The 24,221-nt window shown below is 34.6% G+C and carries 24 protein-coding genes and 1 pseudogene; 18 read left to right on the top strand and 7 right to left on the bottom strand.

The window, feature by feature from the left end:
- Positions 1-38 precede the first annotated feature (38 nt).
- Both FNJ88_RS03645 and FNJ88_RS03640 read right to left on the bottom strand, forming a co-directional pair.
- Positions 39-460, bottom strand: a pseudogene (locus tag FNJ88_RS03645) (Fur family transcriptional regulator).
- Positions 461-645: 185 nt separating this feature from the next.
- Positions 646-1,443: a head GIN domain-containing protein gene (locus FNJ88_RS03640; RefSeq protein WP_143851790.1), complete on the bottom strand. Its 798-nt coding sequence runs from the start codon at positions 1,441-1,443 to the stop codon at positions 646-648.
- 81 nt (positions 1,444-1,524) lie between these two features.
- Here FNJ88_RS03640 and FNJ88_RS03635 point away from each other — a divergent pair, with 81 nt between their 5' ends.
- From FNJ88_RS03635 to FNJ88_RS03590, 10 genes are all read left to right on the top strand, one after another.
- Entirely contained in the window at positions 1,525-3,669 is a 2,145-nt protein-coding gene (locus tag FNJ88_RS03635) for a M3 family metallopeptidase (RefSeq protein ID WP_143851789.1), read from the top strand.
- A 343-nt stretch (positions 3,670-4,012) separates the two neighbouring features.
- The gene (locus FNJ88_RS03630; protein ID WP_143851788.1) at positions 4,013-5,218 is read left to right on the top strand and encodes a pyridoxal phosphate-dependent aminotransferase; all 1,206 of its coding nucleotides are present in this window, start codon (positions 4,013-4,015) and stop codon (positions 5,216-5,218) included.
- Positions 5,219-5,291: 73 nt separating this feature from the next.
- Positions 5,292-5,810, top strand: a complete 519-nt coding sequence (locus FNJ88_RS03625; protein WP_143851787.1) for a DUF2199 domain-containing protein — start codon at positions 5,292-5,294, stop codon at positions 5,808-5,810.
- Positions 5,811-5,813: 3 nt separating this feature from the next.
- Positions 5,814-6,833: a UDP-N-acetylmuramate dehydrogenase gene (gene murB / locus FNJ88_RS03620; protein ID WP_143851786.1), complete on the top strand. Its 1,020-nt coding sequence runs from the start codon at positions 5,814-5,816 to the stop codon at positions 6,831-6,833.
- A gap of 43 nt (positions 6,834-6,876) precedes the next feature.
- The gene (gene proC, locus FNJ88_RS03615; RefSeq protein WP_143851785.1) at positions 6,877-7,680 is read left to right on the top strand and encodes a pyrroline-5-carboxylate reductase; all 804 of its coding nucleotides are present in this window, start codon (positions 6,877-6,879) and stop codon (positions 7,678-7,680) included.
- A gap of 169 nt (positions 7,681-7,849) precedes the next feature.
- A complete protein-coding gene (rpmB, locus tag FNJ88_RS03610) occupies positions 7,850-8,092 on the top strand; it encodes a 50S ribosomal protein L28 (protein WP_143851784.1) in 243 nt (80 codons plus the stop codon).
- Between the two features lie 2 nt (positions 8,093-8,094).
- Positions 8,095-8,277, top strand: a complete 183-nt coding sequence (rpmG, locus tag FNJ88_RS03605; RefSeq protein ID WP_015806891.1) for a 50S ribosomal protein L33 — start codon at positions 8,095-8,097, stop codon at positions 8,275-8,277.
- Positions 8,278-8,296: 19 nt separating this feature from the next.
- A complete protein-coding gene (locus tag FNJ88_RS03600) occupies positions 8,297-8,452 on the top strand; it encodes a DUF4295 family protein (protein WP_133439611.1) in 156 nt (51 codons plus the stop codon).
- A gap of 108 nt (positions 8,453-8,560) precedes the next feature.
- The gene (ftsY, locus tag FNJ88_RS03595; protein ID WP_143851783.1) at positions 8,561-9,514 is read left to right on the top strand and encodes a signal recognition particle-docking protein FtsY; all 954 of its coding nucleotides are present in this window, start codon (positions 8,561-8,563) and stop codon (positions 9,512-9,514) included.
- 126 nt (positions 9,515-9,640) lie between these two features.
- Positions 9,641-9,895, top strand: coding sequence for a GlsB/YeaQ/YmgE family stress response membrane protein (locus FNJ88_RS03590; RefSeq protein WP_143851782.1), 255 nt, complete (start codon positions 9,641-9,643; stop codon positions 9,893-9,895).
- A 61-nt stretch (positions 9,896-9,956) separates the two neighbouring features.
- Here the strand turns inward: FNJ88_RS03590 and sppA are convergent, their stop codons facing one another.
- Positions 9,957-11,714 (bottom strand): signal peptide peptidase SppA, encoded by a 1,758-nt coding sequence (sppA, locus tag FNJ88_RS03585; RefSeq protein WP_143851781.1) that lies wholly within the window; start codon positions 11,712-11,714, stop codon positions 9,957-9,959.
- Between the two features lie 21 nt (positions 11,715-11,735).
- Here sppA and folK point away from each other — a divergent pair, with 21 nt between their 5' ends.
- From folK to fmt, 5 genes are all read left to right on the top strand, one after another.
- On the top strand, positions 11,736-12,152 hold the full coding sequence (gene folK, locus FNJ88_RS03580) for a 2-amino-4-hydroxy-6-hydroxymethyldihydropteridine diphosphokinase (protein WP_143851780.1): 417 nt from the start codon (positions 11,736-11,738) through the stop codon (positions 12,150-12,152).
- A 17-nt stretch (positions 12,153-12,169) separates the two neighbouring features.
- Complete coding sequence (locus FNJ88_RS03575; RefSeq protein ID WP_143851779.1) at positions 12,170-13,261, top strand: OmpA family protein; 1,092 nt, start codon at positions 12,170-12,172, stop codon at positions 13,259-13,261.
- Between the two features lie 76 nt (positions 13,262-13,337).
- Positions 13,338-14,771: an OmpA family protein gene (locus FNJ88_RS03570; RefSeq protein ID WP_143851778.1), complete on the top strand. Its 1,434-nt coding sequence runs from the start codon at positions 13,338-13,340 to the stop codon at positions 14,769-14,771.
- 88 nt (positions 14,772-14,859) lie between these two features.
- Positions 14,860-16,767, top strand: coding sequence for an ATP-dependent DNA helicase RecQ (locus FNJ88_RS03565; protein WP_143851777.1), 1,908 nt, complete (start codon positions 14,860-14,862; stop codon positions 16,765-16,767).
- 34 nt (positions 16,768-16,801) lie between these two features.
- The gene (gene fmt, locus FNJ88_RS03560; RefSeq protein WP_143851776.1) at positions 16,802-17,749 is read left to right on the top strand and encodes a methionyl-tRNA formyltransferase; all 948 of its coding nucleotides are present in this window, start codon (positions 16,802-16,804) and stop codon (positions 17,747-17,749) included.
- A gap of 282 nt (positions 17,750-18,031) precedes the next feature.
- Here the strand turns inward: fmt and tsf are convergent, their stop codons facing one another.
- Positions 18,032-18,856, bottom strand: a complete 825-nt coding sequence (gene tsf / locus FNJ88_RS03555) for a translation elongation factor Ts (RefSeq protein ID WP_143851775.1) — start codon at positions 18,854-18,856, stop codon at positions 18,032-18,034.
- Between the two features lie 136 nt (positions 18,857-18,992).
- On the opposite strand from tsf, the gene FNJ88_RS03550 reads away from it, so the two are divergent.
- The gene (locus FNJ88_RS03550) at positions 18,993-19,571 is read left to right on the top strand and encodes a DUF6759 domain-containing protein (RefSeq protein WP_143851774.1); all 579 of its coding nucleotides are present in this window, start codon (positions 18,993-18,995) and stop codon (positions 19,569-19,571) included.
- Between the two features lie 5 nt (positions 19,572-19,576).
- Here FNJ88_RS03550 and FNJ88_RS03545 read toward each other — a convergent pair whose 3' ends face one another.
- From FNJ88_RS03545 to FNJ88_RS03535, 3 genes are read right to left on the bottom strand one after another with little or no spacing between them, the layout of a single operon-like run.
- Positions 19,577-20,272, bottom strand: a complete 696-nt coding sequence (locus FNJ88_RS03545; protein WP_143851773.1) for a tRNA1(Val) (adenine(37)-N6)-methyltransferase — start codon at positions 20,270-20,272, stop codon at positions 19,577-19,579.
- A 51-nt stretch (positions 20,273-20,323) separates the two neighbouring features.
- Complete coding sequence (locus FNJ88_RS03540; protein WP_143851772.1) at positions 20,324-21,778, bottom strand: sensor histidine kinase; 1,455 nt, start codon at positions 21,776-21,778, stop codon at positions 20,324-20,326.
- A complete protein-coding gene (locus FNJ88_RS03535; RefSeq protein ID WP_143851771.1) occupies positions 21,765-22,361 on the bottom strand; it encodes a riboflavin synthase in 597 nt (198 codons plus the stop codon). The genes FNJ88_RS03540 and FNJ88_RS03535 overlap by 14 nt, the downstream gene beginning before the upstream one ends.
- A 126-nt stretch (positions 22,362-22,487) precedes the next feature.
- On the opposite strand from FNJ88_RS03535, the gene pdxA reads away from it, so the two are divergent.
- Positions 22,488-23,576 (top strand): 4-hydroxythreonine-4-phosphate dehydrogenase PdxA, encoded by a 1,089-nt coding sequence (gene pdxA, locus FNJ88_RS03530; protein ID WP_143851770.1) that lies wholly within the window; start codon positions 22,488-22,490, stop codon positions 23,574-23,576.
- A gap of 89 nt (positions 23,577-23,665) precedes the next feature.
- On the top strand, positions 23,666-24,187 hold the full coding sequence (locus FNJ88_RS03525; RefSeq protein ID WP_143851769.1) for a YceD family protein: 522 nt from the start codon (positions 23,666-23,668) through the stop codon (positions 24,185-24,187).
- Positions 24,188-24,221: the final 34 nt, after the last annotated feature.

Here is a 24,221-nt window from a genome sequence, read left to right as displayed (position 1 = left end):
TTTATTAGGACAAATTTATTAAATGAATGCGTGCAATGCTATTGCAAACTTTCGTTAACACAATTTTCACAAATACCTTTTCCAAATAATTTTATTTCATCAATCCGAAATGCGAAATCTTTAGTTTTGGGTATGATAAATTCTTCTTTACAGGTGGTTTCTTTGCAAATTTTACAATAAAAATGCAGATGCCAGTCTTGATGAGTCTCCGCATCACAACCGTCGTGGCACAAAATATATTTGGTGGTATTATTTTCTTGAATGCTGTGTGCGATACCTTTTTCTTCAAAAGTTTTTAACGTCCTGTAAATTGTAGTACGGTCAGCTTTGTAAAAATGATTTTCGATTTGGGATAGTGACAACGCAGTTTGTTGCTTTTCCATAAATCATAAACCAAAATTCTCATGCTGGTAGGATGGGTGTTTTTTTCTAAAAGCTTTTCTTCAATATTTTTATTCATAAAAGAGAATTCGTTATTTTTAGGTCTCAAAAAAAGTGCCCTTTTCCTGATTATAGGAATTATAATCAGTTTTTTCAAAGTTAAATAATTTTCATGTGAGCATACAGATCACTAAGAGTTATTATTAATTTCAAAAAATCAGCCATTAGTGACTGATTTTAGTTGTTTAAAATGAAGGATGTAAACTATTGAATGGATATACTACCGCCACTGCTTTCTTTTTTATTAATAACATTTAAGCTGCCTTTTCTATAGACATCAATATTACCAGAAGAGCTGGCGCCTGCTTGAAGTTTATCTACTACCGAAATTTTAGCTGTTCCACTGCTTGATGCCTGGATTTCGGCATTTTCAGCGATAACATCTTTAGCATTAACAGTACCTGAAGAAGAAGTCTTGATATTTGCATTTTTTGTTTTCCCAGAGATCAGAATATCTGCAGAAGATGAAGCCTTCGCATCCAAATTAACAGCCCATATTTTTCCTGAATAGCTTCCAGAACTTGAGGCCTCAATAGATAAGTCGTTAGCTTCCAGATTCCCTTTTATACTTCCTGAACTGGAAACAGAAATATCCGTTCGGTCCTGTGTAAATTGATCTTTTATAATAATCCTTGCAGAAGAACTTGCTTTAATCGCAGAGAAATCTTTAGCAAAAATTTTTGCCGCTACATTTCTCGCCGAGATATTAAGCCCTGGTTTAAAATGAATATATAATTGTCCGCCAGAATTTTCGACTAAAATATCATCTAAAATATCAGCTGGCGCGGTAATTACTACTTTTTCTTCATCTGATTTTACCACTTCAGCGCTGATGGATTGTGCAACTCTAATTTCATCGAATGAGATATTATAAACTTTGTTTTTTATGATTCCTGTTCCTTCTTTCTGCGTCAGATTCATAGGAAATCCGTTTTCGGATGTTATGTTACATGAGCTTAAAAATAGGACTGTTGCAAGCGCGCAGATGGATAATGTTTTCATAATTTGATGTTTGATTAGTTTTTAATGATGTTAAAGATAAAATTAAAATTAATACCTTTATACTTTAATAACAATTTACGAATGAAAAATATTACATCTGTTTTTTTACTTTCATCTTTGGCGATGATAACCTCCTGTACCACTATGAAAACCACAGAAAATAATTCCACAGAAATGCCTGTGCCCGATGCTAAAATGATGAATAATCCTTTTATGGTGAAAAGTACGTTGCAGTATCAAGCACCGGAATTTAATAAAATTAAGGATGAACATTTTATTCCAGCTTTTCAATATGGTATAAAAGTTAAATTAGCAGAAATTGAGCAGATCGCCAACAGTAAAGCCACTCCTACTTTTGAAAACACTGTTCTTGCTTTAGAGAATAGTGGAGAGGTTTTAAGTCGTGCGCAATTGGTATTTTATAATCTTACAGGTTCAAATACTAATCCGGAGCTTCAGAAAATAGAGGAAGAGTATGCTCCGATTTTTGCGGCGTTATCAGATAAAATTTATCTTAATGATAAAATCTACCAAAAGATTAAAGGGTTAAAAACCAGCGATCTAGATTCTGAAAGCAAACGTATGGTGGAGTTATATCGAACCAATTTCGAAATTGCAGGTGCGAATTTGTCCGCTACCAGTAAAGAAAAAGTAAAGAAAATCAACGAAGAGTTGGCAACCCTTTCTACTCAGTATTCAACTAAATTGTTGGATGCAAGAAAGAATGGAGCACTTCTTATTTCAGATGTTAAAGAACTAGATGGACTTACTGCAGATGAAATAGCTGCTGCTGCGGCAGACGCAAAAGCTGCCGGACAAAGCGGACGGTATTTATTATCATTGTTGAATACCACACAACAGCCTTTACTGCAAAATTTAAAAAATCGTGCAACCAGAGAGAAGTTGTTCAAAGCTTCCTGGTATCGTGCAGAAAAGGGAAATGCTGATGATACCAGAAGTATTCTGGAAAAACAAGCAAAACTCAGAATGGAGAAAGCGCATATTTTGGGTAAGAAATCTTTCGCTGAGTGGAAATTGCAGGATCAAATGGCGAAAAATCCTGAAAATGCAATGAATCTTTTAGCAAGATTAGCGACACCTGCAGTTGAAACAGCAAAAAGAGAAAGTGACGATATTCAAGCTTTAATAGATAAGCAAAAAGGTGGATTTAAAGTAGAGCCTTGGGATTGGAATTTTTATGCTGAACAAGTACGAAAAGAGAAATATGATTTAGATGAAAATCAAATCAAACCTTATTTTGAAGTTAAAACAGTTTTAGAAAAAGGAGTTTTCTACGCAGCTGAAAAATTCTATGGAATTACCTTTAAAGAAAGAAAGGATTTACCAGTCTATCACCCAGATGTAGTAGCTTATGAGGTTTTCGATCGCGATGGGAAATCATTGGCTATTTATTATCTGGATTTTTATACCAGAGATAATAAAAATGGCGGTGCTTGGATGAGTAATTTTGTAGAACAGTCTCATTTACGAGATCAAAAACCAGTGATCGTTAATGTCTTTAATTACCAAAAACCCGCCAAAGGAAAGCCGTCTTTGATTTCTTATAATGATGTGACTACTATGTTCCACGAATTTGGACATACTCTTCATGGATTATTTGCAGATCAGAAATATGTTTCTATTTCAGGAACTAATGTGCCACGTGATTTTGTAGAATTCCCTTCCCAAATCAATGAATTCTTCGCATTGGAACCATCGGTTTTGAAAAATTACGCACTGCATTATCAAACGAAAAAGCCAATGCCTCAAGCTTTGGTAGATAAGATTAAAAAAGCAGGAGCTTTTAACCAAGGGTATTCTACTACAGAGTTAGTTTCAGCTGCAACAATCGATATGAATTGGCATTCAGTAACAGCTGCATCACAGTTTAAACCAACATTGGAATTTGAAAAAAGCGTTTTGGCGAAGTATGGTTTTAACCTAAAAGAAGTTCCGCCAAGATATCATTCTCCTTATTTTGCTCACATTTGGGGTGGAGGTTATTCTGCCGGGTATTACGCTTATATGTGGAGTGATATGTTGAATGCTGATGCCTGGGATTGGATTTCTACCCATGGAGGAATGACTCGGGAGAATGGGGACCGATTCCGTAAATATATTTTATCTGTAGGAAATTCAGTAGATCTGAATCAAGCATTTAAAGACTTTACAGGAAGAACACCTGATCTTAACCCATTATTGAAAAATAAAGGATTTATTAAATAAGTCGTAGGATTTAAACGATAGGTCATAGCAAACCACAGAAATTTCTGCGGTTTTTTTTATTTCAATTATCTTGGGTTTAAATCTGATTTAAAAGTAAACTATAAACTGATCGATACCGGAGTTTAAGCAAATCATTTTTTAAGAGAAGAAATTTTTACCATTAATATCATTTCGAATTTTTGAAAATATAAACTACTGTTGTTCTTGCCACTATTTCAGTAATAATACTTGCGTCAGCGAAAGTGATTAGGAAGATTTCAACCGAAAATCGGAGGGAAATTACATCGAAGTAAAAGCGGTGTTGCTTCGAAAAAATTCTTAATTTTGTTGAAAAGTTTACATCATGCCAAAAATTTCTCAGAGAGCTCAAAACATGCCAGCGTCACCGGTAAGAAAATTAGTTCCTTACGCGTTGCAAGCAAAACAAAAAGGAATTAAAGTTTACCATTTAAATATTGGACAACCCGATATAGAAACGCCACAGTCTGCTTTGGATGCAGTGAAAAATAATGATCTTAAAATTTTTGAATACGCTCTTTCGGAAGGGAATTTGGATTATAGAACAGCATTGAAAGAGTATTATCATAAGCTTGGTTTTGCAGATCTCACAACTGATAATTTTATTGTAACCAATGGTGGTTCTGAAGCTTTAAATTTTGCAATCTCCACTTTGTGTGATGATGGTGACGAAATTATTATCCCAGAACCTTACTATGCGAATTACAACGGGTTCTCTAATACATTCAATGTAAATGTAGTAGCGGTTTCCTCTTCAATTGATACTGGATTTGCATTGCCGCCGATTGAGGATTTTGAAAAAAAAATTACCCCGAAAACTAAAGCGATTCTTATTTGTAATCCAGGAAATCCAACAGGTTATCTTTATACCAGAGAAGAGTTACAAAAGTTAGCAGATATGGCTTTGAAACACGATATCGTAATTATTTCTGATGAGGTTTACAGAGAGTATGTGTACGATGGAAAACAGCAGATTTCAATGTTTGAATTTCCGGAAATTTCAGAAAATTGTATTATTATCGATTCAGAATCAAAAAGATATTCGATGTGTGGCGTAAGAATTGGCTGTTTGATCACCCGTTCAAAAAAAATTCATGATGCTGCGATGCTTTTTGCTCAGGCCAGATTGAGTCCGGTGCTTTTAGGTCAGATTGCAGCTGCTGCAGCACATCAGAATGATGCGGATTATATTTTGACAGTTCGTGCAGAATATACCCACCGTAGAAACGTTTTAGTTGATTTACTTAATGGTATTCCGGGAGTGATCTGTCCAAAGCCGAAAGGCGCTTTTTATTGCGTTGCAGAACTTCCGGTTGATGACACTGATAAGTTTGCTCAATGGTTACTGGAAAGTTATTCTCATAACAATGAAACGATTATGGTTGCGCCAATGAGTGGTTTCTACAGCAATCCTGAATTGGGTAGAAAACAGGTAAGAATTGCGTATGTTTTGAAAGAAGAGGATTTGAGAAGGAGTGTGGAATTATTAAATGATTCGCTACAGAAATATAAGATAGAATTTGGTCTTTAAATATGATGAGCGGGTTTTTAGCCCGCTATTTATTTTTTTTAATAAATTAATAGATCTGAAGAAAATTTAAATAATGAACTCAGAAATTAAATGCGGCATTTGTGGTGAAATTCATCACGATTACCCCGCACTCAGTTTTGCCTATCCCAATTCGTATTATTGGCTAACTGAAGAACAAAAAAACAGCTACAAAATTCATATTGATAGTGATTTTTGTACGATTGAATATCTGGATCGAATCGATCGATTTATTCGAGTTGTTTTAAAGCAGAAGATTGCAGAATCCTCGCTCTATCTGGAATATGGACTTTGGGTTTCTTTAAGTGAAGAGGACTACGAAGACTATGTGGTCAACTTTAATAATAAAAATCATGAAACTATCTATTTTGGTTGGCTGAGCAATGCGTTGCCGGATTATCAATTTGAAAAAAGTATCGCCATGGATGTTAAAACAAAAGCGGGGAATGAACGACCGGAAGTTTATCCTCAGCTGGATTTTAGTCATCCGTTTGTGATTGATTTTTATCACGGGATCACCAAAGAGGAAGCAGAAAAAAGAATTCACAATATGCTCTCAAATATTTCTCAATAAAAAATGAATATCCAAGAAAATTATTCTCTTAAAGATTACAACACTTTTGGTGTTGATGTTTCCGCCAAATATTTTGGTGAAGTAACCTCGCTGGAGGAACTTACCAATATCCTAAGGAATCCGTCTGTCCAAAATTCGCAACTGCTTTTCTTAGGTGGTGGTAGTAATATTTTATTCACTCAAGATTTTGATGGCGTTGTTCTTCAATTGAATTTGAAAGGTATTTCAGAAAAAATAGAGAATGATAATGAAGTCGTAGTCACTTCAAAAGCAGGTGAAAACTGGCATGAATTTGTAAAGTTTTGTCTTGATCGAAATTATGGAGGACTAGAGAATCTATCTTTGATTCCGGGAAACGTAGGAACTTCACCCATGCAAAATATTGGGGCGTACGGAACGGAAATCAAGGATACATTTTTGAGTTGTAAAGTGTTGAATTTAGAAACGCTGGACGTCGAAGAGTTTGATCATCAAAAATGTCAGTTTGGCTATAGAGAATCAATTTTTAAAAGAGAAGGAAAGGGTAAATATGTGATTTTGGAAGTGTCTTTTAAATTGACTCGAAAAGAGCATTCCATGAAAACCGAATACGGTGCAATCAAATCTGAACTGGAGAAATTAGGAATTATAAGCCCAACTATTCAGGATATTTCTACGGCGGTTATCAATATTCGGCAAAGTAAATTACCAGATCCAAAAGTGATTGGTAACGCGGGAAGTTTTTTTAAGAACCCTTCTATTTCGCAACAACAATTTCTCCAACTTCAGAAAAATTATCCCGAAATGCCAAATTTCCCTAATGGCAATCTGGTAAAAGTTCCTGCAGGTTGGTTAATTGAGCAATGTGGTTGGAAAGGAAAGCAGATCGGTAATGTGGGTTCTCATCCATTACAAGCTTTAGTTATTGTAAATGTGACCGGTGAAGCCACAGGAAAAGAAATTTATGACTTCTCTACCATGATTATTGCATCAGTGAAAGAAAAATTCGGAATTGAACTCGAGAGAGAGGTTAATATTATTTAAAAATTTTCTAACCATGTTTAGAATATAAATATAAATTAGAATTATGAAGATTGCAGTTCTTGGCGCAGGAAGTATGGGTTTATCTTTTTCAAAATCATTTTTAAAATATGAACTTATTCTACCAGAAAATCTCCAGTTAATTACGAGGAAAAAAGAAAAGGTCCATAAAATTTCAAAATTATTTCCCGGCTCTAAGGTCTCTGTTTTCGAAGAGGTTAATAAAATTGAGGCAGATCTTATTATAATAGCAGTTAAACCTCAGGATTTCCAATTCGTAGCCGAAAATATTAAATCTGGATTTAACGAGAATCAAATGATACTGTCGATTATGGCAGGAATAAAGATTGAGAAAATTCAGCAATTATTCAATCATAAGAAAGTGGTGCGCGCCATGCCTAATTCACCTACGCTTCTTGGGATGGGAATTACAGGGTATACCGCTACGGAAGGAATTTCGTTCCCTGATCTGATGCAAATTGAAAGATTTTTGAATGCGACCGGGCGTTCCGTGTACTTAGAAGATGAAAATCTTTTAGATGCGGTTACCGCACTTTCGGGAAGTGGCCCTGCTTACTTTTACTATATCGTTGATGCCATGATCAAAGCGGGAATAGAAATGGGAATTGGTGAGAATCTGTCGAGACTATTTGTACAGCAAACCATGTTAGGAGCCTATCATTTAATGAATAATTCGGAGAAAAGTTTGGAACAACTGATTAAAGATGTTGCATCAAAAGGCGGGACTACGGAAATTGCGCTGAAAATGTTCGAAGAAAACAGGTTGAAAGAAACCTTAAATAAAGGAATTTTAGCTGCAGAGAGCCGGTCTAGAGAGTTGAGTGAGTAAGAGTAAATTTTTCCCTAAGCCAATTATTGTAGAAAATAAGCAACACCATTCGGTTAACATTAATTTTGAAAAAATGTGTAGAATTAATTTCATAAATATTTGTCTAACTGAAATTTTCTTCGTTATTTTGCACTCTCAAATATTCATTCAGAAATAAGAACATCGAGATATGTCAAGAATTTGCCAAATAACCGGAAAGCGTGCCATGGTAGGAAACAATGTTTCTCACGCTAATAACAAAACGAAACGTCGTTTTGAAATTAACTTATTAGAGAAGAAGTTTTACCTTCCTGAGCAAGAGAAATCTGTAACTTTAAAAGTTACGGCTCATGGATTGAGAATTATCAACAAGATAGGGATTGAAGAAGCAATATTAAGAGGAACCAGAAATGGTTTTATTAAAAAATCATAATCATGGCAAAAAAAGGTAATAGAGTACAGGTGATTTTGGAGTGCACTGAGCACAAAGAAACCGGAGTAGCAGGAATGTCAAGATACATCACTACTAAAAACAAAAAGAACACTACGGAGAGATTAGAGTTGAAAAAATTCAACCCTGTTCTTAAGAAGTACACTCTTCACAAAGAAATTAAGTAATTTTTTAAAAGAATAAAAAATGGCAAAGAAAGTAGTAGCAACACTTCAAGGTGGTGCAGGTTCAAAAAAAATGACCAAAGTTGTGAAAATGGTAAAATCTGCGAAAAGTGGTGCTTACGTTTTTGACGAAAAAGTAATGAACGCTGACGAAGTTGATGCTTATTTGAAAAAATAATCTCAGCTCTCGCTAGAATATATAAAACTATCCTGTTAGGATAGTTTTTTTTATTTTATCTTTGTTTGTTAGCACAAATACTTGTAATTTTAATAGGTAATTTTTATAATGAGTTGGTATAAAAAAATTTTCAAAAAGGAAGAAAAGGAAACTTTAGATAAAGGTTTGGAAAAATCCAGTCAAGGATTCTTTGACAAAATTTCTAAAGCGGTCGTCGGTAAATCAAAAGTAGATGATGAAGTTCTTGATGATTTAGAAGAAGTTTTGATCGCTTCCGATGTAGGCGCATCTACCACCATTAAAATAATTGAAAGAATTGAGCAGCGTGTTGCACGAGATAAATTTGTGGGAACAGATGAATTGGATGAAATTCTTCGTGAGGAAATTACAGGATTGCTACTAGAAAATCCACATGCTGGCACCGGAAATGTTGATGAAACGAAGAAACCTTATGTGATAATGGTAGTGGGTGTAAATGGAGTTGGTAAAACAACGACCATTGGTAAACTTGCGTACCAGTTTAAAAGTGAAGGTAGAAAAGTGGTTCTCGGAGCAGCAGATACTTTTCGGGCCGCGGCTGTTGATCAGCTTGTTATATGGAGCGAAAGAGTAGGAGTTCCTATTGTGAAGCAAAATATGGGAAGTGATCCTGCTTCGGTAGCATTTGACACCGTGCAAAGTGCGGTTGCAAACAATGCAGATGTAGTCATCATCGATACCGCCGGAAGATTGCACAACAAGGTAAATTTAATGAATGAGCTTACCAAAATTAAAAGAGTAATGCAAAAGGTAATTCCGGATGCACCCCATGAGATTCTTTTAGTATTAGATGGTTCTACTGGACAGAATGCTTTTGAACAGGCGAAACAGTTTACTGCTGCAACAGAAGTTAATGCGCTTGCCGTAACGAAATTAGATGGTACTGCAAAAGGAGGTGTAGTTATTGGTATTTCTGATCAGTTTCAGATTCCTGTAAAATATATTGGAGTAGGGGAGAAAATGACCGATCTGCAATTATTTAATGGTCCAGAATTCGTTGATTCTTTCTTTAAAAAGCGATAATTTTTTCCGTGAAATCCTATACAAGAAACCGAAATTTGTAAAAATTTCGGTTTCTAATTTTATTTTGGTCTTATGTTTGATATTTAGAAAGCAAATAATAAATACTAACATTAAATTTTTAAAACTATGGGAATTTTAACTTGGATCATTTTTGGTCTTATCGCAGGTGCAATCGCTAAATTCATTATGCCAGGAAACCAGGGAATGGGTTGGCTGATGACGATAATTCTAGGTATCGTAGGTGCCTTCGTTGGAGGATTTATCGGTAGTATGCTAGGATGGGGAACAGTAGAGGAATTTGATATCAAAGGAATCTTACTTGCAGTTGTTGGAGCTCTGGCAATTCTATGGATTTACGGTATGGCGACTAAACGTGGTTAATATCTGAATATTATAATAAATCCCGCACTATTCGTAGTGCGGGATTTTTTTGTTTAGCGAATTATTCAATTTTAATTTGAAAAGGCATTTGCATCATTACGCCTTCTTGGAATTTAGGATTGGTCATCTGCTCAAACATTTTGTATCGGTCTTCGCCAATTTTATTCTTGATCAATCTTGTCGAAATTTCATCTTCGTCTAAGTTTTTGAAAAGTTGTTCAAATTGACTTATTTTTTTAGGATAAGTGCTCACTTGATATTCTTTTAATTTTGCTTTTTGCGCCGCAAAGTTCATTGCATCCTGCAAATTTCCTAATTCATCCACAAGACCAATTTGTTTTGCACGGGTTCCGCTCCAGACTCTTCCGCCACCGATCTCGTCAATTTGTTCAAACGATTTCTTTCTATTTTCTGTAACAAAGTGTACAAATCTTTTATAAGTTCCCTCAACACTTTTTGTCAATATTGCTACTCCACCCGGCGTAACACCGTTGATTGGTGAATACATATTAGAATTTGCATTGCTAGTGACCGCGTGCGAGGTTAGTCCATTTTTATTAGCTAAATCTTTGAAGTAAGGAATCATTCCAAAAACTCCTATTGAGCCAGTAATTGTATTGGGCTCAGAATATATTTTATCTGCAGCCATTGCGATGTAATATCCACCCGATGCAGCATAATCACCAAAGGAAACCACGACAGGTTTTTTCTTTTTAAGTTGTTGTAATTCGAATAGGATCTCATCAGAAGCGTTTGCGCTACCTCCAGGGGAATTAATTCTTAATACTACAGCTTTTACTTTTTCATCTTTTGCTATTTCTTTTATTTCTTTTACAAAATTGTCGGCGAATATATCGTTGTATCCTTCTCCATTATAAATTGCTCCTGAAGCATACAATACGGCAATTTGATTATCCTTATTAGAATCATCATCTTTTTTAGAGTTGATATACTTACTAAACGAAACTTTTGAAATTTTATCTTTTTCCTTAAGATTTAATTTTGTTTTGATCATCTGATCATATTCACTTTTCTGCATTAAGCGGTCTATCAATTTGTGTTGAAGACTTAAATTTGGTATTACTCCATATAAACTATCTACTACAATTCTGAATTGTGCACTGTCTATTTTTCTTGATGTTGCTATTTTTTGTGAATTTACAGACCAGATATCATTTAATAAAGTAGAAAGTTGTTCTTTGTTTTCCGGAGACATATCGTCTCTCATATAAGGTTCTACTGCAGACTTGTATTTTCCATGTCTGATGATCTGAATACCTATCCCGTATTTATCGGCAAAATTCTTCATATATAAAACTTCGGTAGATAAACCTTTTAGGTCGATACCACCTGTAGGATTTAATATGTAACTATCAGCTACAGACCCAAGGTAGTATGCTGACTGAGAAACATTGTTTCCATATGCATAAACGAATTTCCCGCTTTTCTTAAATTCTACCAGCGCATTACGAAGGTCATCTATTTGAGTGAAACCTGCCCGAAGTCCATCAGTTTCCAAACTAATTCCTTTGATTTTATCATCAGTTTTGGCTCTTTTAATAGCTTCTAACATATCATAAATCAGGATGTTTTTTGGTTTATTGGCAAAAGCAAAAAAGTCATCTTGATCTTCGGTGGGGCTGTCGATAATATTTGTTTTAAAATCCAAAGTCAAAACAGAATTATCTTTGATCGACGGTTTCTGATCTCCACTTAGAGCACTCGATGCTATAAGCATTAATAAAAAGACACAAAATACAGCTGCAATAATGATTATAGCGACTATATTTGCTAACACATTTTTAAAAAAACTCTTCATAATTTAATTTATATGTACAATATGTCGCAACATGAAGTCACTTTGTTACTGGGAAGTAATTTAGGTAATCCTGAAAATAATATTGAGAAGGCAATCACTTTTATAGAGCAAGAGATCGGATCTATTGAAAAGCGCTCTGAGGTCCTGATTACAAAGCCAGTAGAGTTTGATAGTACCAATATTTTTTGTAATATTGCGCTCTTAATAAAAACACAAGAATCTCCTGTTAATATACTGAATTTGATAAAGTCGATTGAAAAAAAAATGGGTAGGGAATATGATACCATATTTTCAGGAGAATACCAAGATCGGATCATAGATATTGATATTGTTTCAATTTGTAATCTCTTTTTTTGGTCTAGAAGATTAGAGATTCCGCATGTTAAACATTTACATCAAAGGGACTTTTCGAGAAAATTATTAGAGCAGTTAGAATAAATACAAACAACACTTATATGAAATTAAATTTATTATGGGCATTAGCACTGCCTCTATTGTCTTGGGCTCAGCAGAGTCCAATATCAGATGGTTCTAATATAGAAGCTTATTCTTCTAGATCTGGAAAGGTTACTAAGTTCGATAACGCATCAAGACTATTTAAAGACTGGTCAGTGTCCGTAGGTGGTGGAGGTACTTTTATGCATGCTGCAGACGTTAATTCTTTTTATGATGGAAAAGTAAATTTTGGGTGGAATGCCTATGCAAGTTTAGACAAACAGATCACGCACACTTTTGGGATGAGCTTTCAATACCAAATGGGTAAAACTAATCAGAAAGCATTGCTGCCTGGTGCCGCTGGCGTTGCTGCAGGTGTGGCTACTGCATGGACTAAATATCGACAGATTTCTATCTTGGGCGATATTAATTTATCAAACCTATTGAGAAGGGTAGACAATAATTCTACTTATCGGTGGGCATTACACGGGTATGGTGGGGTAGGTCTGCAAGGATATGATACCTTGTTATTAGATAATGATATGTCTAGGTACAGTATAAGCCCACGAAGAATACCCGTTCAAATTGAACAGGAATTGCGTTTTGATACCTTCTTTTTTCAATTAGGAACAGGTTTAAAGTATAATCTATCCAAATTGATTGATGTAGAAGCGAGAGCAATGTATATAATTAGTGGTGATGACTCATTTGATGGAGGTGGCTTTGGAAAAAATGGAATTCCTCGCTATAATGCAATCGTTCATGGTCATTCGGATAACTTATTTTCAGTGAATTTAGGTTTATCGTTCAAATTAGGAAATCATGATACGCATTTAACTTGGGTGGATCCTTTAAGAGATATTAACAATAGAATCAATATTTTGACCAATCAAAAAACTGATTTGGTTGTGTGTGAAAATGGCGATTTAGACGATGATGGAGTATGTGACGATTGGGACAGACAACTTGATACTCCTCGTGGTGCAAGGGTAGATGGCGCGGGAATTGCATTAGATATGGATCTTGACGGTGTTGCAGATCTTTATGATAAATGTGTAACAGTACCTGGGCCAGTAGAAAATGATGGTTGCCCTACAAACGTTAATAAATAATAAAATTAGCACTGTTAAGAAGTTTAAATTTAGTAATTTTGTAGCCTGCTAGTAATAATTAAAAATAAATAAGAATATGAAACTACATTTAACAAGTATTGCGTTGGCTTTAGTACTACCTGCTTCTGTTTTTGCACAGGATACTATATCAACCTCTACAGGGAATTACCCCAACAGTTATACGTCAGGTTCTGCAAATGTTTCACCGTTTACTCAAGAATCTAAAAGATTTAATGATTGGGCTATTTCTGCTGGAGCAGGAGTGCCATTAATGCAATCATCAGATTTAACCTCTATTAAAGGTTATGGTGCAGGAAAAAATTTATATGGCTGGTCTGCTTATTTAAGTGTAGACAAAGCGATAAATCATACTTTTGGTTTAAAACTTCAGTATGACAAAGGAGAATCAAGACAAGGTTTTGTAAATACTAAAGATCATGTAGCTGCTACAGCAGGTGATGGTGCAAGAACGCAATATGATGCGATTTCTCTTTTAGGAGATATTAACTTTTCTAATCTAATGAGAAGAGTAGATAATAATTCCCCTTTTAGATGGGCACTTCATGGTTATGCAGGTGTTGGTACTTTAGCTTATAGAGCTTATAGACAAGATCAAGGTCCGACATACAATCAAGCTTTAATAACTGAAGTTAAACCTTTCAATTTTGGAAGTTTATTTGGACAGGCTGGTGCGGGACTTAAATTCCGTGCGACAAAATCATTGGATTTTGAAGCAAGAGGTATGTATATCTATACAGGTGATGACACCTTTGATGGTGCAAGAAGTACTTCAGTTAATGATAATGTTTCTGACAACTTAATTAATGTCACTTTAGGTGCAACATTAAATTTAGGAAAACATGAATCTCACTTATTCTGGCACGATCCTCTTCAGGAAATGTATTGGAAATTAGACGTTTTGGACAATAAAAATCAGGATGTTGAAGTGTGTAAAAAAGGAGATGCCGATAACGATGGTGTTTGCGATGATTGGGACAGACAATTAGATACTCCTGCTGGAGCAAGAGTTGATGGAGCTGGTGTTGCCCTTGATACAGATTTGGACGGTGTAATTGATTTATATGACAAATGTGTAACTGTGCCTGGTACTATCGAAAATAACGGTTGTCCAACCGGTGGATCTGCGATCGTTTCAGATAATACAAGAACTTTAGAAGGAATCGAATTTGATTTGAATTCTGACAGAATTTTACCATCAAATACTCCGATACTTAGTAACGCTGTTAGCTACATTAATTCTTCAGATGGTTCTTACAATGTTATAGGTGGTACTGATACTAGAGGTACCGCAGATTACAATCAGAAATTATCAGAAAGAAGAGCAAATAATGTTAAAAACTATTTAATCCAAAATGGTGCAAACTCAGGTAAACTGAATGCGATAGGAAGAGGGGAATCAAGCCTTAAATATCCAGAATGTGATCCAGCTACTAAATGTCCAGAATGGAAAAATAGAGCCAACAGAAGAGTTTACTTCGAAGGAAAATAATATTTATTAAATTAATAAATATAGAAAGAAAGTCACGTTTATCGTGGCTTTCTTTGTTTTATGAAATTTGTTTCTGTAATTTTACTTCATGATCTCTTCTCAAGATTTTTCAATTTTAAAAAAGCAGACCCTAAAACATTTTTGGGGTTATGACGAGTTTAGAGATGCACAAGAAGAAATCGTTAACGTTATTATAGAGGGGAAAGATGCAGTGGTTTTGTTACCAACAGGGGGAGGAAAATCTTTATGTTACCAACTTCCCGCTCTCATTCTGGAAGGAACATGCATCGTAGTTTCACCACTTTTAGCTTTAATGAAAGATCAGGTTTTCCAGATGAAAAACCGAGGTATAGAAGCAGAATATCTTTCTGCAGAATTAGATGATTTTGAAGCAGAAATTATCTTCAACCGGTGCAAAGATGGATTGACGAAATTACTTTATGTATCACCAGAACGACTTACGAACCGATTTTTTTTACAAAATATAGAAGAGATCCAGGTGTCATTTATTGCGGTTGATGAAGCGCATTGTATTTCGGAGTGGGGACAGGACTTTCGACCAAGTTACCAACATATTAAAGGGTTTAGAGAATTATTGCATAGAATTCCATGTGTAGCGCTTACGGCGACTGCTACCCCAAAGGTTTTAGTTGAAATTCAGTCAAAACTAAATTTAAAAAATCCCGAAATTTTTCAAAAGACATTTAGAAGGGAGAATATAAAAATTGTTTCTGATCAGATTGCCGATAAGTATGAGAGAATAAAGAATCTACTCACTTATAATAATGCATCCGGAATTATTTATGTAAGGACGAGAAAGGAAGCGGAAGAATTATGCAGTTATCTGCACAGAAATCAAATTAACAATGTAGATTTTTTTCACGCTGGGATTCCTTTTAAAGAGAAAAATGCCAAGCAACAACGCTGGATCAACAGTCCAAATCAAGTCTTGATCTCTACCAATGCTTTTGGGATGGGAATTGATAAAGAGAATGTTCGTTTTATTATCCATTTTTCACCAGCAGCATCTATTGAGAATTATTATCAGGAAATTGGAAGAGCAGGCCGAGATGGTAAAGAATCCTATGCGTTTTTACTGTGGAATGAACAGGAACTTAAAAATTTCGATCAGCTTTTATCCTATCAAATACCTTCTAAAGCAGAATTTAAAAATATAGTTTCCTATCTATATTCTACTTTTCAAGTCGCAGAAAATGATTTACCGGAAAATGTTTTTCAACTGCATATTCAGCGTATTCAGGCTTTTACCAAAAGTTCGCTGGCAAAGATTAGAAATGTACTCAATTTTCTGCACCATCAAGAAATAATTTTATACAATACGCAAAATGCATTATCATCTATAGAATTAAAAATTTCTCCAGAGGAAATAGATCTGCTCCCACGAAAAGATGCTTATTTCATTGAATTATTATTGCGGAATATTTCTGGTTTTGCAACGCATAAAGTGATGTTTAGCGAGAAGAATTTTAGCAATAAAATCCAGTCTGATCAGCATTTGGTTAAAGAACGATTACGAGAACTTCAAAAGAAAGGACATTTTGATTATATCGATGGTGCTTTGTCGAGTGTTAAATTTTTGAAACATCGAGACCATCGTGCAACCGAAGGGAAATATTGGAATCTCTTTCTACAGATTCAGAAAAATAAAATTCAGAAATGGGAAGAAATGAAATTCTTTGTACAAAATAATGATTTTTGCAAAATGAAACTCGTCTTGTCCTACTTTGGTGAAAAAAATGTCAGGAATTGTGGGCAATGTTCGGTCTGTGAAAAGCAAAAAGAAAATGTTTTCGGACGCGATATTTCTGCACAGATTTTAGAACTTTTGAAAAATTCCCCAGCTAATGTGGAAGAGATTACGATACGGTTAAATTATTTTTCGAAAGAAAATATTTTAGAGAATCTCATTCATCTTTTAGATGCTGGAAAAGTGAAAATGCTTAATTTCCGGACCTATGCCTACAATCATGATTAATTAACAGTTCTAAAATCCAACAATTCTAATTTAAATGAAATCATTAAAAGTCCTTTTCTTCGGAACTCCTGAATTTGCAAAAACATCACTACAAGCGATACACGAATCTTCACATGAAGTAGTGGGCGTCGTAACCGTTGCCGATAAAGCAAGTGGGAGAGGACAGAAAATTAATCAGTCTGCAGTAAAGATCTTTGCGACCGAAAATAATTTACCTGTTTTCCAACCAGAGAAATTACGAAATACAGACTTTCTAGAAGAGATAGCGCAATTAAATGCTGATGTTTTTGTGGTGGTAGCTTTCAGAATGATGCCTAAAGTTTTATTTGAAATGCCAGAACTTGGTACTTTCAACCTGCATGCATCTTTACTACCGGATTATCGTGGTGCGGCACCCATTAATTATGCGGTAATCAATGGAGAGAAAAAAACAGGTGCCACTACTTTTTTTATCAATGAAAAAATTGATGAAGGAAATATTCTTTTACAAGATGAAATTGAAATTTCAGCCGACGAAAATGCTGGAGAATTACATGATCGTTTAATGGAAATGGGTGCAAAATTAGTGGTTAAAACCCTCGATGGATTAGCGGAGAATTCGATTACAGAAAAGGCCCAACCGGAAGTTTTACATCCGAAGAACGCTTTTAAAATATTCAAAGAAGATACTCGAATTAACTGGACTCAAGATTCAGAAACCGTTCGTAATTTTATACGCGGAATGTCCCCTTATCCAGCCGCATTTACAACCGTAAAAATTGGTGAAGAAGAGAAAGTTTTAAAAATATACAAAGGGAAAGTTGAGATGGTGTCGCATCAAAATTCGCCTGGCGTTTTAGAAATTAATAAGAATGAATTCAAAATTTTCACCAACGATGGTTGTTATTTCCCTTTAGAAGTACAATTAGAAGGGAAGAAAAGGATGAGTGTAAAAGATTTTTTAAATGGATTCCAACAGTATGATCAAATATCCCAATTGTAAATCTTTGATTTCTATTTTTCAGTAACATGCGACGCTCATAGAAGTCGCGAAGGTTGTAACTAGGTTTAATCCATCTTAGAAGCTTACAGTAAGGTTCAGAGGGTAATTCTCTGCCATTAGTACTGCCGTAATCTTTGTAACAATTTACAATGAATTGATAATATTTAATACAATGCAGGATATTCGTACGACGAGCGTACTTAAATTTCCTTCTTATTACCGATTAAAAAAATCTCTTTCTAAAAAATAGAAAGAGATTTGTATTTATTATAAAACTTAGAATTAAGTAAGACTTACTCTTACAAATCCTAATACTTTTAAATCATTGTTTACTGATTTTACATAATCAGCAACTGAAACACTTGAATCTTTAATGAAAGATTGGTGTACCAAAGTGTTGTCCTTGTAGAATCTCTGCATTTTACCTTTAAGGATATTATCGATAATATTTGCAGGTTTTCCTTCTTTAGTTAATAATTCTCTTTCGATTTCTAATTCTTTATCGATCGTCTCTTGAGAAACCATAGTTTCATCCAAAGCAATAGGATTCATTGCTGCAACTTGCATAGAAACAGATTTTGCAACTTCCGCCGCACCATCAACCTGCTCAGAAAGAGAAGTAATGGCTGCGATTTTATTTCCTGCGTGAATGTAAGCTCCTAAAAAAGGACCTTCAATTCTTTCGAAAGAACCGATTTCAATTTTCTCACCGATTACACCTGTTTGCTCGATTAATTTTTCTGCAACAGTCATTCCGTGGAAATCTGAAGCCAAAAATTCTTCTTTGCTTGCATAAGCAACAGCTTGTTGTGCTAGTTCGTGCGCAATTTCTACAAAAGCATCATTTTTTGCAACGAAATCTGTTTCACAATTCAAAGCAATGATCGCTCCCATCGTGCTATCTTCATTCAATTTTGCAATTACAGCACCTTCGTGAGAATCTCTATCAGCTCTGTTAGCCGCAACCTTTTGTCCTTTTTTTCTTAGGTTATCAATTGCTTTGTCGAAATCTCCTTCTGCTTCAACTAATGCTTTTTTGCAGTCCATCATTCCTGCGCCTGTAATGTTTCTTAATTTAGCCACATCTGCAGCAACTGGTGTATACATATTTTATCTTTTATATTAAAAATTGATTAGATTTGCTTTGTTTTTAAGCGTTGCAAAGATAATAAATTTCGTACAAACTAAAAAGTACATTGTAGCGTTATATAAAATTTTTAAAATACTAAAAATTAATTTGTTAATGAAAAAACTACTCTTATTATTTGTTTTCCTTTTCTCGGTTTATTCATTTTCTCAATCAAAATATACCGTTGCTCAGGTTGAAAAAAGCACAGATGCCCAGGTTATTGCAAATTTTGTTAAATATAACCCAGATCATCCGAAAACTCCTGAATTTAAAAGAAAACTCTTTGCGGTGATTAATAATGATAAATCGCCCAAAAAACAGGCAAATGTTGCTAAACCAACAGTTGCACCAATTAATACCAAGAAACTGGAGAAGGAAGTAAATCGGGATGTAGCGAAAAACGGAACCAATATAAAACATAAACGTACAGAAGATCTGCTCAACCATCTTTTTAATACCGATCCTAGTAGCAAGACTGCTTACGTACAAATTGTTAATAAATCAAAATGCAATTTAATTGTTAAAATCAGCGGAAGAAGATTTTATAATTTAGACGTTCCAGCTAATAATCAGAATTTTATTTTACTGGATAAAGGGAGCTATACCATAACGACTTCTGTTTGTGATGCACAATATTCCTCTACAAAAAAGATAGGAAAAGATGTTGTGATCACCTTAAATGCACCTAAGTAACTTTTTTACTTTTGAAATTGATGGAAATCTTTGGTGAGTTCCAAATATTCATCGGTGTAGACTCTAGGCAACTTTTCAACTGTGAGTTCAGTTGTTTTTATTTCTCTCTCCTCGAAACCAAATTCTAAAATCAATCTTTGTGGTTTTGATTTAAGAATGCCATGTATTATAACTTTGTGGTGGAGAGATAATCCGTGCCGCTTACAAGCCGCTATAAATTGGTCTTCTGATTCAGCAGGAATAATTACAGATAAAATACCTTTATGACTTAACAACGATGCAGACTTTGAAATTAAATTTTCAAAGGTAAGTTCTTTTTGTTGTCGTGCGATATCATCCTTTTCAGAGCTGTTTATTTCGAAATAAGGTGGGTTTGAAACAATTAAATCGATCTTCTCAGTCGCTGTAAAAAACTTGAAATCCTTTAAAACAACTTCTAGTCTTTGGTGAAATGGTGTGTTTTCAAAATTTTCTTTCGCAAGGTGGACTGCGTTTTCGTTAATGTCGATTCCTAAAATTTTTACTTCCTTATTTCTTTGTGCTAACATCATTGAAATAAGCCCTGTTCCCGTCCCTACTTCAAGAATTGTTTTACAACCTTTTATGGACGCCAATGCACCCAGTAAAACGCCGTCTGTACCAACACGAAATACTTCTTTTGATTGCTGAATACTAAATTTTTTAAAGTGAAAAGGTTTCATTTAAAGGATTGATAGAAAATAGAAATTATAGATTGCCAGAATTGAAGATAATTAGACGTTTGTCGGTAATAAAATAGTGAAGGTTGTTCCTTTGCCAATTTCAGACTTTACGGTAATTTCGCCCTGGTAATCTTGAACCATTTTACGAACCATAGTTAATCCAAGTCCCATACCGCTTGATTTAGAGGTGAAATTAGGCTCAAAAATCCTTCCATAAAGTTCTTCTGGAATACCTACACCATTATCTTCAACAGTGATTACGATTCTTTTTTGCCTTTGTTCCACATCTACATTAATGATGTTTTCACGCTCGTCATCACTGGCTTGCTGTGCATTAGAAACTAAGTTGGTAATGATTCGTGATAAGTAGATCTTATCCATTTCGACCATTATTTTATTTCTATTCGTATGGAAATAAATCTTTTCATCACTAAAAATGCGGATAATATCTTTAATCTCTTTATTCAGTTCGAATTGTTCATTGTTTTTGTCAGGAAGCTGTGCAAACTGAGAGAATGCATTAGCTACGGTAGCAACCAAGTCAATTTGATCAACCATCGTCTTGCTCATTCGTTTCACTTTCTCCATTATTTCCGGATCGGCTGGATCAAATTTTCTTTCAAAATTTTGAATGGTCAATTTCATCGGTGTTAGCGGATTTTTAACCTCATGTGCAACTTGCTTGGCCATTTCCCGCCACGCTTCTTCTTTTTCTTTAAAGCTTAGCCGTTCTTTCTGCTCTTTGATTTGTAAAATCATTTTGTTGTAAGCTTTCACCAATTGATTCAGTTCATCGTTCTGATAATACCTAATGGGCTGTGGGTTATTTTCAAATAAGGTGATGCGATTGATAAGGTCAGAGAATTTAGTAACTGCTTTAGTAAGATTATTAGAGATTATCCAACTTAACCAAATGCCGAACGCAATCACAAATATATTAACAATGAAAATGTAATTAAGATATTTGTTGAAGACACTTACATAGGAAGAATCATTATGATAATACGGAAAATAAACAATTGCGATAGGTTCTAACATGTTGTTTTTAAGCAACATGTATGAAGAAGTGACATTGGAATCTGTATTGTCATCATAGGTTTGGAAATCAACTCTACGATCGCTTTTAAGAACGCGGTTAATGACCTCTAAAGGAATTTTTTTCATCGCAATAAGGTTCACGTCTTTATTTGAGATTAAAAACTTTCCTTCTAAATCATAGATAATGATATCTTGATTGTTAATATCTGCGATTTCGAAAATCTCATTTGATAAAATTAAAGGGAGGTCAGAAGTCTGGGCTTGAGTATGGCTTACTGCATAGTCAAGAGCGGACATAAGCGATTCTGATCGCTTTTGTAAATCAGTTCTACTTTGTTCAGTTGCATTATTTCTTAAAATAAAATAAGATAATATAGAGGAGCTGGTTATGCTAAGAAAGCATATCAGGAGAAATCCCCAAAAAACCCTATTTCTTAAACTAAAACCTTTGTATTTAGTGAACGGCATTTTTTTTCAGTAATTTATTTACATATTTTCCAATAATGTCGAATTCAAGATTTACGGTATCACCAATTTTTAAATTTTTCATATTTGTGAAGTCCCAGGTATAAGGAATAATCGCCACAGAGAAATCGTTAGCACCACTTTCAGCAACAGTTAGACTTATTCCATTTACGGTAATTGAACCTTGCGAAACTGTAGTATATTCATCGGTTTCCTGATAAGCGATGGTTATTAAAAAGCTACCATCTACATCTTTTATGTTTTTTACTATTCCTGTTTTATCAACATGGCCTTGAACAAGATGACCATCTAATCTCCCATCAAACTTCAAACAACGTTCCAAATTCACTTCTGTTCCAATATTCCACTTTCCAAGATTTGTTTTCTCTAAGGTTTCCTTGATAGCGGTGACTTTGTAATTAGTGTCATTAATTTCCACGACCGTAAGACAGCAGCCGTTATGCGCTAGACTTTGGTCGATCTTTAATTGTTGGGTAAAGAGGCAGTTCAGTGTGAAATCAATATTGCTTTCATTCTGCTGTATTGCTTCTACGATTCCGGTTGTCTCTACAATTCCTGTAAACATATAGTAACTATTTCAAAAAAAATTTATCTAAAATAAAGGCTTTACGTAGAATTTAAATAAAGTAAAATTGTTAAACCTAATTTTATTAAATTTGTAAAATTCTATTAATTTTCAAAGATAACAAAAATGAGTCCGAAACAGCATAAAATCAAAGTAGGAATTTCTATTGGTGACTACAATGGGATCGGCCCCGAAATCATTATGAAATCTCTAAAGGATAAAGCAATTACTGATTTTTTTACACCAATTATTTTCGGTTCTGGGAAATTGTTTACTTATCAGAAGAACATATTTAAATTGCAGCATAACTTTAATTATATTACTGAAGTTTCTCAAGCTCAAGACGACAAGATCAATATGGTCAATCTTTGGAAAGACAATGTAAACGTTGACTTAGGAACTCCAACCGAGGAATCAACTAAAATGGCGATTGAATCCCTAGAGGCGGCAACAAACGCGCTGATGAGTGGTGAGATTGACGTATTGGTAACTGCACCGATCAACAAAGAGGAAATGATGAAGTATGGTTTTCAACATGCTGGTCATACCGGATATCTGGAAGAGAAATTTGGTAAAAAAGGATTGATGTTTTTGGTAACTGATGATTTAAAGGTTGCTGTTTCTACCCATCATATTCCGGTTGCAAATGTGGCCGAAAATATTTCGAAAGATAAAATTAAAAAACAGATCAAGCTTTTGAATCAATGTTTAATTGAAGATTTTTGTATTGAGAGACCTAAAATCGCAGTCCTTGGATTAAATCCTCATGCTGGTGATGGTGGCGCAATCGGTAGAGAAGAAATTGAAATTATTGAACCTGCGATCCGTGAATTATTTGAGAATGGTATTTTGGCTTTTGGGCCCTTTCCTGCAGACAGTTTTTTTCAGCCCAGTAAATACCACAACTTCGACGCTGTTCTAGCGATGTACCACGATCAAGGTTTGGCACCTTTTAAAACTTTAGCTTATGAAGAAGGAGTGAATTACACCGCTGGCTTACCTTTTATTAGAACTTCACCCGATCATGGAGTAGCGTATGATATAGCCGGAAAAAATATTGCGGATGAACAAAGTTTTAGTGAAGCGATATTTACAGGAATAAAAATCTTTAAAAATAGAACTGAATATAACGATTTGATGAATAATCGCATGAAACCGCGCCGAAACTCCTCTAACAACAATGTTGAGGAAGATTTACCCATCGATCGTGCGTAGTAATTTGTCCCAAAAGATAATTACTTCGGATTTGTTTTCAATTTAATTTGTAATATTAAAAAAAATGCATATTTTTGCACACTCAATTTATGGACAAGTTTAGAAACTACGATATTGTGTTTTCAGGGCTAAAAAACGGGAAACACGAGTTCAGATTTGAGATAGATAAGGTGTTCTTTCAACTTTTCGATACTGAACAGGAATTTACAGAACCTAAAATTGTGGCTACGATCCTCATGGATAAGCATACCACCTTTTTAGAACTGTGGATTAAGACTGTGGGAACAGTTAATTTAGTTTGTGATCTCACAAATGAAAATTTTGATCATCCCATAGAGCATGAAATTGAAGTGTTGGTAAATTTCGGAGAAGAATTTGATGATAGCAATGGTGATGTAATTACCATACCTAGAACAGATCACGCGTTCAACGCAACGCAGTTGATTTATGAAGATGTTATGTTATCAATTCCGATGAAGAAAGTTTCACCAAATATTTCAGATAATGATTTAGAAATATTAGAGCAGTTTAGTCCAAAAGAAGATATAGAAGAAGAACCGGAAAGTGACCCAAGATGGGAAGCTTTGAAGAAGTTAAAAGATAAAAATTAAATAGTTTAAAATGATGAGCATTGTGCAAATTAAT

Source organism: Chryseobacterium sp. SNU WT5 (assembly GCF_007362475.1).
Taxonomy (GTDB): domain Bacteria; phylum Bacteroidota; class Bacteroidia; order Flavobacteriales; family Weeksellaceae; genus Kaistella.
The sequence above is the reverse complement of the archived record's forward strand: the minus strand, read 5'-3'. Positions and strand labels throughout refer to the sequence as shown.

Excerpts from the sequence above, each read along its gene's own strand:
- FNJ88_RS03640 (WP_143851790.1), bottom strand. The coding sequence starts at position 1,443 with ATGAAAACATTATCCATCTGCGCGCTTGCAACAGTCCTATTTTTAAGC.
- FNJ88_RS03635 (WP_143851789.1), top strand. The coding sequence starts at position 1,525 with ATGAAAAATATTACATCTGTTTTTTTACTTTCATCTTTGGCGATGATA.
- FNJ88_RS03630 (WP_143851788.1), top strand. The coding sequence starts at position 4,013 with ATGCCAAAAATTTCTCAGAGAGCTCAAAACATGCCAGCGTCACCGGTA.
- FNJ88_RS03625 (WP_143851787.1), top strand. The coding sequence starts at position 5,292 with ATGAACTCAGAAATTAAATGCGGCATTTGTGGTGAAATTCATCACGAT.
- murB (WP_143851786.1), top strand. The coding sequence starts at position 5,814 with ATGAATATCCAAGAAAATTATTCTCTTAAAGATTACAACACTTTTGGT.
- proC (WP_143851785.1), top strand. The coding sequence starts at position 6,877 with ATGAAGATTGCAGTTCTTGGCGCAGGAAGTATGGGTTTATCTTTTTCA.
- rpmB (WP_143851784.1), top strand. The coding sequence starts at position 7,850 with ATGTCAAGAATTTGCCAAATAACCGGAAAGCGTGCCATGGTAGGAAAC.
- rpmG (WP_015806891.1), top strand. The coding sequence starts at position 8,095 with ATGGCAAAAAAAGGTAATAGAGTACAGGTGATTTTGGAGTGCACTGAG.
- FNJ88_RS03600 (WP_133439611.1), top strand. The coding sequence starts at position 8,297 with ATGGCAAAGAAAGTAGTAGCAACACTTCAAGGTGGTGCAGGTTCAAAA.
- ftsY (WP_143851783.1), top strand. The coding sequence starts at position 8,561 with ATGAGTTGGTATAAAAAAATTTTCAAAAAGGAAGAAAAGGAAACTTTA.
- FNJ88_RS03590 (WP_143851782.1), top strand. The coding sequence starts at position 9,641 with ATGGGAATTTTAACTTGGATCATTTTTGGTCTTATCGCAGGTGCAATC.
- sppA (WP_143851781.1), bottom strand. The coding sequence starts at position 11,714 with ATGAAGAGTTTTTTTAAAAATGTGTTAGCAAATATAGTCGCTATAATC.
- folK (WP_143851780.1), top strand. The coding sequence starts at position 11,736 with ATGTCGCAACATGAAGTCACTTTGTTACTGGGAAGTAATTTAGGTAAT.
- FNJ88_RS03575 (WP_143851779.1), top strand. The coding sequence starts at position 12,170 with ATGAAATTAAATTTATTATGGGCATTAGCACTGCCTCTATTGTCTTGG.
- FNJ88_RS03570 (WP_143851778.1), top strand. The coding sequence starts at position 13,338 with ATGAAACTACATTTAACAAGTATTGCGTTGGCTTTAGTACTACCTGCT.
- FNJ88_RS03565 (WP_143851777.1), top strand. The coding sequence starts at position 14,860 with ATGATCTCTTCTCAAGATTTTTCAATTTTAAAAAAGCAGACCCTAAAA.
- fmt (WP_143851776.1), top strand. The coding sequence starts at position 16,802 with ATGAAATCATTAAAAGTCCTTTTCTTCGGAACTCCTGAATTTGCAAAA.
- tsf (WP_143851775.1), bottom strand. The coding sequence starts at position 18,856 with ATGTATACACCAGTTGCTGCAGATGTGGCTAAATTAAGAAACATTACA.
- FNJ88_RS03550 (WP_143851774.1), top strand. The coding sequence starts at position 18,993 with ATGAAAAAACTACTCTTATTATTTGTTTTCCTTTTCTCGGTTTATTCA.
- FNJ88_RS03545 (WP_143851773.1), bottom strand. The coding sequence starts at position 20,272 with ATGAAACCTTTTCACTTTAAAAAATTTAGTATTCAGCAATCAAAAGAA.
- FNJ88_RS03540 (WP_143851772.1), bottom strand. The coding sequence starts at position 21,778 with ATGCCGTTCACTAAATACAAAGGTTTTAGTTTAAGAAATAGGGTTTTT.
- FNJ88_RS03535 (WP_143851771.1), bottom strand. The coding sequence starts at position 22,361 with ATGTTTACAGGAATTGTAGAGACAACCGGAATCGTAGAAGCAATACAG.
- pdxA (WP_143851770.1), top strand. The coding sequence starts at position 22,488 with ATGAGTCCGAAACAGCATAAAATCAAAGTAGGAATTTCTATTGGTGAC.
- FNJ88_RS03525 (WP_143851769.1), top strand. The coding sequence starts at position 23,666 with ATGGACAAGTTTAGAAACTACGATATTGTGTTTTCAGGGCTAAAAAAC.